Genomic DNA, 11,742 nt, shown 5'->3' on the forward strand with positions numbered 1-11,742 from the left:
TGGCTTCTAGTTGTTGTCATCGGGCTTCACGCCCAGCATCTCACGGATATGCGCAAGCGAGCCGTCGTCCTTCACGACGGTCGCGAGCCACTGGTGCAGCGGCATATCCGCCCACTCCGCAGCCTTGTCCGCGAGATATGCGGCGGGACTGTGCGGCTCCGTATGACGGAAGAAGCGCGCGACCGCACGCAGTTGCGCGACGGCCTGTGCACGAGTCTGAATGACGTTAGGCGTCGGATTGGACACGGTCATGGTCGGCATGGGCAACGGTGGCTCCTCGAACTGAGGCGGCGTACCGAACGTCGGCTCGGTGCGTTCTTCGAGTGATGGTTGTTGTTCTTGCGGCGCGGTGGCGGTTGTCGGCACGCTTGCCGTACTTCCGATGTTCGCACCCACATCTTTCGCGAAGCGCTCGGCAAGCCGATACACGGCTTCGTAAGCTTCCTTCGCCTGACGAAAGCTCGGCGCGGCGTCGCCCGCGTGACGCTCCAGTTCGCTTTCGAGCGAGCGCATGGCCGCTTCGAATGCCCGCAGGTCGGCGAGTAGAACCGTGTAAAAAGCGGGCTGCGTCGAACGCTTGGACATCTCGATCTGTTCGTTCGATGGCTTGCCGCGCGCAATATCGCCCGCGTGCTCAGGGTCGCGCCTGACGGCTTGAGCGACATGCGTGGCCACGTCCCAATCGAGCGTGCTGAACGAACTGCCCGGCGCCTGCGTGATGGGCAGCGCGCGCAGCAACTCCGCTGTGCGCACCACCAGCCAGCCGATATTACCGAGACGGTACTCCGCGTCATCGCCGTCGACGAGTGGATGCACACTGTTCCAATAGCGCTCGCATAAACCCGCCAGCAATGAATAGCCTTGCGTGAGCCCGGTCGTGCCCTCTTCGATGGCTAGCGCTTCCGTCAGCCAGGCAGCGAGCCGCAGATCTTTGGTCTGCATTTTCAGCAACGCCGTGCATTGCTCGATGACGAAAGCCCAGTCGGCTTCCTTGATTTCCGTGACCCATTCGCCCTGGTCCAGCGATGCATCGTCAAAGCGGCGTGCATGCTGGATCGCATCGAATTCCGCCGAGAACAGCAGATCATCGCCGCAAGGCGAGGCTTCCGTAATGGGTTCAAGCAATGTAGTGAAATTGGTCGGCATGTTCTGGAGCATCTCAGACAACGGTGTAGTCGAACTCGCCCGCTTCCGTCGCGCGTGCGCCGATCCGCTTGATCGGCACGCCATCGGCGATCCGTTCGAGCACGTGCTGCGCAATTTCCGGCAGCAGCGTGCCGTTCAGAATGTGATCGACGTTACGCGCGCCCGAATCCACTTCGGTGCAACGCGCGAGCACGGCATCGACGAGCGATTCGTCCCACTCGAACGCGGCCTTGTGGTTCGCTTCGATACGCCGTCGGATGCGTTCGAGTTTCAGTTCGATGATCTCGGCGAGCACGTCGTCCGAAATCGGGTAATACGGCACGACTTTCATGCGGCCTAGAAACGCGGGCTTGAATGCCTTATACAACTGCGGGCGCAGCGTTTCCGCGAGCGTCCCGGCGTCAGGCAGTTCTTCAGCGCTCTTGTTCAGGCACGCCTGCATCACGGCGGACGAGCCGACATTCGATGTCAGGATGATCAGCGTATTGCGGAAATCGATCTCACGTCCTTCGGCATCGTCCATCGTGCCTTTGTCGAACACCTGGAAGAACATTTCGAGTACATCGGGATGTGCCTTTTCGACTTCATCGAGCAATACGACGGAATACGGATTGCGGCGCACCGCTTCCGTCAGCACGCCACCCTCGCCATATCCGACATAGCCCGGCGGCGAACCCTTGAGGCCCGATACGCTGTGCGCCTCCTGGTATTCGCTCATGTTGATCGTGACCATCTTGCGCTCGCCTCCGTAGAGAATGTCGGCCAGCGCCAGCGCCGTCTCCGTCTTGCCGACACCCGAAGGCCCGACGAACATGAACACGCCGCGCGGCTTGTTCGGGTCTTCGAGATTCGCGCTGGCGGTGCGCACGCGCTGTGCAATCGCTTCGAGCGCATGATCCTGGCCGATCACGCGCGCCGTCAACAGCGGCTGCAGATTCAGCACGGTGCGCAGTTCGTCCTTCACCATCCGGCCGAGCGGAATGCCCGTCCATGACGCGACGATTTCAGCGACGACGTGCGCGTCCACCTGCAACGGCACCATCGGCGTGGTCTTCTGCAATTCCGCGAGTTCGGCGACACGGCGTTCGAGTGTTTCGCGTGCGTTCGCCGCTTCATCCGTGCTGTGCTTGCCGTCGCGCGATGCGTCGAGCTGTTCGCGCAAAGCAACGATTTCACCGACCATCGCACGTTCCTTTTCGTAACGCGCCTGATCGTGTTCCAGCCGCGCGACCTCCGCCGCGCGCTGCCCTTGCAGTTCCGTCAGCCGTTCATCGTGCGCCGCGCCGCTTGCGACCTCACGCTCCAACGCGGCGATCTCGGTGTCGATTCGCTCGATATGCTTGCGGGTATCGTCGATTGCCGCAGGCGTTGCGCTTTGCGCAAGCGCCACTTTCGCGCAAGCCGTGTCGAGCACGCTGATCGCCTTGTCCGGCAACTGACGTCCGCTGATGTAGCGATGCGACAGTCGCACCGCTTCCGTAATCGCCTGATCGAGAATGCGCACGTTGAAGTGCTTCTCCATCAGCGCGGCCATGCCGCGCAACATCGCCGACGCCAGCGTTTCATTCGGCTCTTCGATCTTCACGACCTGAAAACGCCGTGCTAGCGCAGCATCCTTTTCAAAGTACTTTTTGTATTCGCTCCACGTCGTCGCGGCAATGGTGCGCAATTCACCGCGCGCAAGTGCCGGCTTCAACAGATTCGCCGCGTCGTTCTGACCCGCCGCGCCGCCCGCACCGATGATCGTATGCGCTTCGTCGATAAAGAGAATGATGGGATGCGCGCTCTTCTTCACTTCATCGATCACACCCTTCAGGCGATTCTCGAATTCGCCCTTCACACTCGCGCCCGCCTGCAACAGCCCCATGTCGAGCACATGTAGCGCCACGCCGCGCAGAGGCGGCGGCACGTCGTCGGCTGCAATGCGCAGCGCGAGACCTTCGACCACGGCCGTTTTGCCGACGCCCGCTTCGCCCGTCATGATCGGATTGTTCTGGCGGCGACGCATCAGAATGTCGATGGTCTGGCGGATTTCCGCTTCTCGGCCGATGACGGGATCGATATGTCCGTCGCGTGCACGTTGCGTGAGGTTCGTCGTGTAGGTATCGAGTGCAGGCGTTTTCGATGCGGCGTTTAGTCGTGCATGCTCGTCGTCGGGAGACGCATTTTCCGTCGTTGAGGCCGTCACCTCGCTTTCGCGCGAGCCTTGCGTCAACTCGTCGAACTTGTGCTTCAGCTCGGTGACCCGCACATGCGCAAAGAGCGGCGACATGCGCTGCGCGAATTGCCCGAGGTCGGGCGCGCTCAGCAGTGCGAGCAACAGATGCCCTGAACGGATGCGCGCAAGCTGCGAATCGAGCGATGCAATCAGCCACGCCTGTTCGAACAGCGCGATCAGATGCACCGAGAAAACCGGCGTGCGCGTATTGCCCGTCTTCAGACGTTCTAGTTCGCGGTCGAGGTCGCTGCGCAGCGCATGAAGATCGATGCCGCTTGTGCGCAACACGAGCGGCACGTCGCTCGCGACCTCGTCGAGCAGCGCGCCGAACAGATGTTCGAGATCGACCTCGTAGTGCCCTCGCGACAGGCAGCGGCTCGCGGCCTGCTCAGTTGCCTGCCGGCACGTCGGGTTGAGTTTGGCGATCAGGGTCTTCAAAGGCGTGCTCATGGCGTACTGTCCGATGTTTTCGTGTGTCGTTCTGTGTTGCCGTCAGTGAATCACGTGGAGTTCGTAGCGTGCATCCGCACGATCTTCGACGATCTCGTGCGTGCAAAGGAACGCGTCCCAGCCGAGGCGCGAGCCCTTGCCGAGAATGCTCGGCCCGACGTCCTCGTGGCGCAGTTTTAGTTTCACCTCGTATTCGAGCGTGACGCCCGCCAGCAGCGTGAGCATGCGCTCCAGCGCAACCGCCCGTTCCGCGCCGGGCAGGAACGCCTCGTAGTCGGCCTTTTTCAACGGACCGATCAGCAGACGCACGCGCAAGTCGCGCTGCCACACACGCGTGCCCGCCAGTGCCGTTGCGCCCAGCGTGGCGTTGACGCCGCCGAGAACCGTCAACTGATCGCGCGGCACGTCATACCATTTGCCGACGAACTGCTCCACACGCACGGGCACGTTGAAGTACCCGGACAGATTGCGCTGCAAATACACGGCCGATACGGGTCGATGACGCGCAGCCAGCGCGTGGCCCGCGATCGCTTCGTCGAACAATGCGCCTTTGCCGCTTTGCAGGCTCGCGCGCGTGTCCGCGTCCGCGACGCCTGCAAGCGACAGCAGCAGCGGCAAGTAGCGCTCGTCACGATCGAGTTCGTAGTGCAACGGCAAGCGGTACTTCTTCCAGGCGGCATAGAAGAGCGCCGTCGCGCGATTCGAGAACACGTCGAAGAACTCGCGTGCCGCGCGATCGCGCGTCAACTGCTCGCGATTGATCAGTTGCTCCGTATAGTTCAACGGCAACGCACCCTGGCCTCCGAGCAGGCCGAAGAACGCGGGTGTCAGGTCGACCTTGTCGATCGCGTTGTCAGCGAGCGCAGCCGTGCGTTGCGGTTTGTCCTTCAGCGCGTTGCCATCTTCGTCGTATGAGACGGCACCCTGAATCTCGCTGGGCGGAAAGGCGAGCGAAAGCGTCGTGCGAAACGTCATGCGTTGCGCGACGACATCGCCGGGACGCTGTGACGCGTCCTGCCCAAACCACTTTTCCAGCAGGCGCACCGCCTGAAAAAACTGGAAGCGATGCGGCTCGTCGAGCAGTTGTTCGACTACACCAGGATCGATTCGCCGCTGCGCGGTTTGCATCGCAAGATCTCCTCGCCCGTGCGCTTCGACACGACGATCAGTTGCACAAAGCTGTTCAGATGCACATACAGCCCAAAGAAGCGATCGATCACGCCCACGAACGAAGCCAGACTCGCGCCGACGAAGTGTTCTTCATCCACCGTCAAACGCACTTCGATGCCCCGCACAAACGTTGCGAACGGATTGCCCGGCAACCATTGCACGGCCGCCCGCTGGTCGATGCCTGCGATACCGTCGACATGGCGCGCCGACACCGCCGTGCGCCGCAGGTCGTACAGCGCGAGCATTTCCTTGAGCGCGGCCAACCCGTTTGCCGCGAGCGATACGTGATTGAGCGCGAGATGCGAAATCAGACGCCAGTGCGCGGAGCGGCCCCGTTCGAAGCGAACGCTCGGCGTAGGTCTGCGCAACAGCGTGAGCGTGCTCGCGAGCGAGCCGCCTTCCAGAAACAGATCGCCGCCTTCGAGTCCTGCCGCGAGTTGCGCGGGCAAATCGCGATTCGTGCACGTCAAGTCGACGCTCAACGTATCCGTTTGCGGCGCGGCCGGTTCGAAGTCGATATCGACGATGGAGATTTCCGTTTCGTAGCCGGGACTCTTTTGCGCCACCCAGTCGTTGCGGCGCGCAAACCAGTAGTGGCCCGCATGAGTCGCCTCACCGTGATGCAGCGAATAGAACGGACGGAACTCCGTCACCGATTCGCCATGCGCCTGCTGACGCACGAGTTTCACCGAATCGATCGAATAGACTTCGTACGCGAAGGCGCGGCGCGCTTCCGCGACGACGGGATACGACACCGCCTGATGACTGACGCGGATCGGCTCGCCATGCTGCCGGAAAAGATTGACGACAGGCGTGCAGAACAGCCGGAGATGCTGCGCCGACATGCCGTCGAGCAGGCGCGCAAGGTTCGAATCGCTACGCACGTCTTTCAATACGATGTGCAGCGTCACGCGCTGACAACGGCCGCTTGCGCGCAGTATCGACGCGAGATCGAAATCGGCGAAACTGAATTTGTCCGGAAACGCAAAGTACTCAGTCAACAAGCGATACGCGGGATGCGACTTCGCCGGATAGTCGATCAGTGCATCCTGTTCGTCGAAGCCGGCCTGTTCGATGGGAATGGTGCGCAGCGCTTTCCACACGGCGTTACGATCAGGCTCGACGTAGGCGGCCAGCGCATGCATGAACAGGCAGTCGGAGAGTGCCGCCACAAACGATGGCTCTCCGTGCAAATGCGCGCGCAAGGTATTTAGCTTCAGCGCGCCGAGATCGAGTTGCGGCGCCGTCGATTCGATCGTGATCGACAGCATGCCCGTCGCGTTGGCGGGCAACACGGTCGCGCCAGGCGCCATGGCGACCGTCGTGTACTTCGCTTCGGAAATGCGAATGGGCGCGAGCGTGACCTCATAGGCGGTGCGAAAGCGGCATTGCACACCCCGGATAGGACGCGACTTGAGTTCGGTACCGCGCTCGACGGTTGCAGGTTGCGTCAGATTGCCGACACTGCCCGACACGCCGAATTGCGCAATTGAACAGGATGGAAACGGCCGCAGATAATGCGGATAAAGCACTTCGAAAAGCGCTTCGGTGAATTCGGGGTAATCGTCGTCGAGCTTCTTGTTGATGCGCGCGCCGAGAAGCGCAAATGACTCGATCATCCGCTCGACATGCGGGTCTTCGCAATGCTCGCCCGTCATCGCCAGACGCGCAGCGATCTTCGGATAGCGCTCGGCGAAATCACGCGAGTAGCGCCGCAAGAAAGACAACTCTCGCTCGTAATACGGCAGCAGTTCTTCCATTACTCCATCCCCGAGCCAGATCTTTCCGCTTCGGCCTGCGCGCAGGCACGCGGTATCACAGTTTCGCGCGCGCGCGCGTCACCGAGTATTGCAATGTCGACGGATGCAGCATCGCGTCGAAACTCACCGGCTCTTCAGCCGGATGCACGACCAGCAAAGCCTGGATCGCGAAGTACAGCGCATTGGTCGACTGCTCGTTCAATTCGAGCGTCACGGCAACCTGCTGCAGCCGCGGTTCGTGCCGCCCGATCGCCTGCTGGATCGACTTGCAGATGAACATGCGATCGTAATGACTGGCGAGACTCAAGCCCGAGAAGTCGTTCAAGCCGTAAGTGAGCACCGAGCGCTGGCACTCGGGCAACGCGGCAAGGTCGGCTTCCGTCAACGCGATACGCGTGTTGAGGATCGCCTCGACATCGCGCGCGACATTCGACTTCAATTCTTCCAGCGACAGTTGCCGCATCGCGGCGGGAGCCGGCAGATGCGGTTCGTCGTCGAAGAGCTTGTCGAAGAAACTGGGTTCGAATCGCTTCATCGGAATGCGCCGGGCGACGTCAACGGAATCGCGACCGCAGGTCCGCGCGCGCAGCGGCGCACGGACCTGCCGCCATCAGACCGCGTACGTCTTGTCGTTCTTCGTCAGGCTCCATGCGCCTTGCGCATTGCCGCCCTGATTGCCGCCGATCTTCTGCTGCGTGTACTTCCACTGCACGGCAGCGTACTTCAGCGAGAATGCTTCAGTGGGCAGACCTTCACCGACCACGCTCGGCGCAATGCTCGAAATGATCACGTACTTGAGCTTCACTTCGAGATACTTGATGCGATTGCCTTCGCCGTCCGAGCGCATGAAGTCGATCGTCACTTCGTCGAAGGTCGTGCCACCCGAAGCGTGTTGATACAAGAGCGGGCTCACGACGTCGATGTCCTTCGTGAATTCCATGTCGCTGTGTTCGCAACGCTCCGACGTATGGCCGCCCGCTGTCGATGCCGTCGCCGAACGCGGTTGCGTGATCGCATGCGTCCACGAATCTATTTCGATCCAGCCCTGGTGATCCTTATCGGCAGATTCGCCCTTGATTGCAGGATTACCGAATTTTAAGTAGATATCCTTCATAATTGCCCGACTCCCCAAAGAGGTGGTTTTTAACAGTCACCCGGGCGGCCTACCCGGGTGTACTGACTCCGTTTATCAATTTGCCGGTTTCGGCAGATCCGCAACAAGCCGCAGGGAAATGGAGAGCTCATCCAGCTGGAAGTGTGGACGCAGGAACGCGACCGAACGATACGAGCCAGGCTTGCCCGGAATTTCTGCGACCTGAATCGAGGCCTCACGCAGCGGGAACTGCGCCTTCTGTTCCTGACTCGCGTTATCGTCGAGCAGCACGTATTGCGAGATCCAGCGGTTCAGAAACACTTCGACGTTCTGCGCCGAAGCAAAGCTGCCGATCTTGTCGCGCATCATTGCCTTCAGGTAGTGCGCAACGCGCGAAACCGAGAAGATGTACTGCAATTGCGCGGACAACACGGAGTTCGCATTCGCGCTATCGGTGTTGTATTTTTTCGGCTTCTGTACGGACTGCGCGGCGAAGAACGCGGCGTAGTCGGAGTTCTTGCAATGAACGAGCGGAATGAAGCCGAGGTCGCTCAGTTCTTTTTCGCGCCGGTCGGTGATAGCGATTTCAGTCGGGCACTTCAGCGCAATTTCACCGTCGTCGGTCTTGAACGTGTGTGTGGGCAGATCTTCTACCAGGCCGCCGCCTTCCACGCCGCGAATGGCAGCGCACCAGCCGAAGTCGTCGAATGCGGCCGTGAGACGCGCGGCGAATGCCCAGGCAGCGTTGCACCACAGGTATTTGCTGTGGTCGGTGCCGTCCACGTCTTCGACGAAATTGAAGCCTTCCGCCGTGGCGCCGTCTTTTGGATTGAACGGCAGGCGACCGAGAAAACGCGGCAATGTCAGGCCGACATAGCGCGAATCTTCTGCGTCGCGAAACGACTTCCACTTGGCGTATTCGACGGTATCGAACACCTTGCCGAGATCGCGCGGCTTGCCGAGGTCGGCGAAGGTTTCGAGCCCGAGCAGTTCCGGCGACGCCGACGCGATGAACGGCGCATGCGCGGCTGCCGCGACGTGCGACATCTGCTCGATGAAGTACATGTCTTCCGGCTGACGCGTGACTTCGAAGTCACCGATCAGCGTGCCGAACGGCGAACCGCCGAACGTGCCGAACTCTTCTTCATAGACTTTCTTGAAGAGCGCGCTCTGGTCGAATTCGATCGCGGTCTTGAAGTCGCGCACGAGGTCGCGCTTCGGCGCATGCAGCGCCTTGATCTTGATCGTCGAACCTGTGTTGCTTTCCTTGCACAGATAGTCGAGCCCGCGCCAGGTACTTTCCATGCGCTGGAATTCCGGCGCGTGCATCACGGCGCTCAACTGGTCCGAAATGAGGCGGTCGAGTTCGGCGACGCGCGCATCGATGGTCGCGGACAGGTTGTCGGATACGATCACCGTGCCGTCGAGCACCTGATTCGCAAGTTCACCGATCAGATCCTTGGCACGTGCATGTTCGGATTCGGACTTCGCTACCTTGCTCTTCTCGACGATTTCATCGAGAAGCGACGTGCCTTCGCTTGCCTGCGCGTCGGTATATTGGGCCGCAGCCGCTTGCTGATTCATGTTACCCCCGGTGTCTCGTGAGGCTTACTTGTTCTCGTCGGACGCGTCGCCGACGTCCGTGCGCTGCGTCGTGCCCGCGAGCGCCTGCAACTGCTGCGTGTTCTTCAGCACTTCGCCGAGCAGGTCTTCGAGCTTGTCGTTGCCGGCCAGCTTGTTGCGCAGATCGGCGAGCTTCGAACGCGCTTCGAGCAGACGGCGCAGCGGTTCGATCTGCTCGACCACTTCGTCGGGATTGAAGTCGGCCATCGAACGGAAGCGCAGGTCGACGCCGAACTTGCCGCCCGCATTGCTCAAGCGGTTCTCCACCTGAAATGCGGCGCGCGGCTCGATCGCTTTCATCACATCGTCGAAATTGTCGCGATCGATACTGACGAACTTGCGATCGCGCAGCTTCGGCTGCTCGACTTCCGATTGACCGGCGAGATCGGCCACCACGCCGACGACGAACGGCAGTTCCTTCACTTCGATCGCATCGCCGCGCTCGACCTCATAGGTCAGTTGTACGCGCGGCGGCCGCACTTTTTGCAGGCGCTTTTGAATACTTTCTTTCTTGGCCATCGACGGCTCCCGGGTGCGTGTGGTTCAGACCAGCCTGATATCAGCGCAACGCGCTGAAGGGATCGGACGCGCCGCCGCTTTGCGCCGCTTTGGCGGGCGCCGCAGGCGGAGCGGCAGGCGCTTGCGCGGGCGTATTCGCGGCGGGCGCTGCAGCGCTCGCGTCCGCGGAATCGTTTGCCTTCGGCGCCTGTTTGGCGACGTGACGGACGACACGGCGCTTCTTCTGTGCAGGCTTGTCGTTGGGGTCGGGCGGGAACAGCGTGGCTTCGCCGAGCGTGTCGCGCAGTTGCTTCGCAAGCGTCTGCGCGTCCGACCTGGCGTCGCCCGCGAGCGCCGCATCCTGACGCAATTCGCCGAGCGATTGCGTGGCGACGCGCAGACCGGCTACGGCCAGCACGCTCTTCGCCTGACGATCGGTCTGGTCGCGTTGCAGCGCTTCCTGCGCGGCAACGATGGCCTGACCGTAGTGACCTTGCGTGAACTGGATCTGCGCAATGCGCGACCACGGCTCTTCACGTGTCGGATCGGTTTTGGCCAATTGCTGATAAAGCGCGATGGCGCGGTCCTGATCGCCATTCTTCGCTACGGTATCTGCGTCGCTGAGCGCCTTATTAAATGCTTCAGGCGTAGGCGGAGTGGAGTTTCCCTGCGTGGCGCATCCGGCAATCATGCCGCATACCAGCACTGCCCCAGAAAGACTGGTAAAGAGCCGATTTTTCATCGTTGTTTCACCGCCGTGCGAATTTTATAATTCATGAAGAAAACGGGTTTTGCTTTGCACTAAGTGCGCGCGTATAGTACAGGCCAATTTTTATTAATTCAACTTTCATCTGAAGAAGTAAAACTCGGAGAACACGTCAATACAATATCCTGAACGTGACCGGTAATTTATTGCCACCGCCTATTCAATGCGCATGAATCGGCGGCAATAATTTCCTGTATCGCCGTGTTGCAGGTTCACAAATCCGCTGCTTGCGGCCCGGCATGCGCAGGGTGAAAACGAACCACTTATCAACCGTTTTAATTGACAATTCAACGGGGAGGCCGGCTTGAATGCCGGTCCATACAGAATGAATACGCGTGCTATCCGGGTTGCATTGTTAATCGCATTGAGCGCGGCTGGAAGCGCATTGCTCGGGGGCTGCGCCGCAGGGGTCAGCGTGCTCGGAGCGGCCGCCTCGTCAGCCCTGCAGGCTGCGGGCATCGGCAAGCCCGACGTGCCGGATTCGCAAAAGCCGCCACGTAATATCGGTTTAACACTTTACGCCGCGCCCAATCTGAATGCCGCTAACGACAGGCGACCGCTCGCACTCGTCGTGCGTCTCTATACGCTGAAAGATCCCACTTCTTTTCAACAGGCGCCGTTCGATACGTTTACTGATCCGGCCAAAGAGAAGAGCACATTGGGCGGCGATCTGCTGGGAGTGCGTGAAGTGACGCTCATTCCGGGCCAGCGCTATAACGTGACGGAAAAGGTCTCGCGTGAGGCGCAGGCATTCGGTATCGTCGCGCTATTCCGCGATCCGGCAATGCAGCGCTGGAAGTTCGCGTTCGATCCGGAAAAATCGGAGAAGTCCGGCATAATGATCGGGCTGCATAACTGTGCAATGACAGTAACAAACGGCACGGTCGTCCCGCCTGAACAGGGATTGCCCGCGCAGCCATTGAATTTGCTGTCATCGGTAAGTTGTGGGTAAGCCGTGGTTAAACGTGACGTTTAAATGACATTTAACATTTAACAATGTCGCTTGGTAAAAATTCGA

10 protein-coding genes are annotated in these 11,742 nt (G+C 60.4%); 1 reads left to right on the top strand and 9 read right to left on the bottom strand.

Translation table 11 applies throughout. The annotated features are described in order from the left end of the window. Positions 1 to 6 precede the first annotated feature (6 nt). The 9 genes from tssA to G3N95_RS09560 all read right to left on the bottom strand — a co-directional run bounded on the left by tssA (position 7) and on the right by G3N95_RS09560 (position 10,700). Entirely contained in the window at positions 7 to 1,146 is a 1,140-nt protein-coding gene (gene tssA / locus G3N95_RS09520; RefSeq protein WP_205969877.1) for a type VI secretion system protein TssA, read from the bottom strand. Between the two features lie 13 nt (positions 1,147 to 1,159). Then, positions 1,160 to 3,814, bottom strand: coding sequence for a type VI secretion system ATPase TssH (tssH, locus tag G3N95_RS09525; RefSeq protein WP_205969741.1), 2,655 nt, complete (start codon positions 3,812 to 3,814; stop codon positions 1,160 to 1,162). Positions 3,815 to 3,856: 42 nt separating this feature from the next. Continuing rightward, positions 3,857 to 4,942, bottom strand: a complete 1,086-nt coding sequence (gene tssG / locus G3N95_RS09530; protein ID WP_205969742.1) for a type VI secretion system baseplate subunit TssG — start codon at positions 4,940 to 4,942, stop codon at positions 3,857 to 3,859. Continuing rightward, on the bottom strand, positions 4,906 to 6,744 hold the full coding sequence (tssF, locus tag G3N95_RS09535) for a type VI secretion system baseplate subunit TssF (protein ID WP_205969743.1): 1,839 nt from the start codon (positions 6,742 to 6,744) through the stop codon (positions 4,906 to 4,908). Before tssF ends, tssG begins: the two co-directional genes overlap by 37 nt. A 55-nt stretch (positions 6,745 to 6,799) precedes the next feature. Then, complete coding sequence (gene tssE / locus G3N95_RS09540; RefSeq protein WP_060610206.1) at positions 6,800 to 7,279, bottom strand: type VI secretion system baseplate subunit TssE; 480 nt, start codon at positions 7,277 to 7,279, stop codon at positions 6,800 to 6,802. Between the two features lie 75 nt (positions 7,280 to 7,354). Next, a complete protein-coding gene (locus G3N95_RS09545) occupies positions 7,355 to 7,858 on the bottom strand; it encodes a type VI secretion system tube protein Hcp (RefSeq protein WP_205969744.1) in 504 nt (167 codons plus the stop codon). Between the two features lie 75 nt (positions 7,859 to 7,933). Further along, positions 7,934 to 9,421: a type VI secretion system contractile sheath large subunit gene (tssC, locus tag G3N95_RS09550; protein ID WP_205969745.1), complete on the bottom strand. Its 1,488-nt coding sequence runs from the start codon at positions 9,419 to 9,421 to the stop codon at positions 7,934 to 7,936. 24 nt (positions 9,422 to 9,445) lie between these two features. After that, positions 9,446 to 9,979, bottom strand: a complete 534-nt coding sequence (gene tssB / locus G3N95_RS09555; protein ID WP_205969746.1) for a type VI secretion system contractile sheath small subunit — start codon at positions 9,977 to 9,979, stop codon at positions 9,446 to 9,448. Positions 9,980 to 10,019: 40 nt separating this feature from the next. Then, the gene (locus G3N95_RS09560; RefSeq protein ID WP_205969747.1) at positions 10,020 to 10,700 is read right to left on the bottom strand and encodes a tetratricopeptide repeat protein; all 681 of its coding nucleotides are present in this window, start codon (positions 10,698 to 10,700) and stop codon (positions 10,020 to 10,022) included. Between the two features lie 349 nt (positions 10,701 to 11,049). Between G3N95_RS09560 and tssJ the strand changes: the two genes are divergently transcribed. Beyond that, positions 11,050 to 11,676: a type VI secretion system lipoprotein TssJ gene (gene tssJ, locus G3N95_RS09565; protein ID WP_205969748.1), complete on the top strand. Its 627-nt coding sequence runs from the start codon at positions 11,050 to 11,052 to the stop codon at positions 11,674 to 11,676. Positions 11,677 to 11,742 lie beyond the last annotated feature (66 nt).

This window comes from Paraburkholderia sp. Tr-20389, assembly GCF_017104565.1.
In the GTDB taxonomy this organism is placed as follows: Bacteria; Pseudomonadota; Gammaproteobacteria; order Burkholderiales; family Burkholderiaceae; genus Paraburkholderia.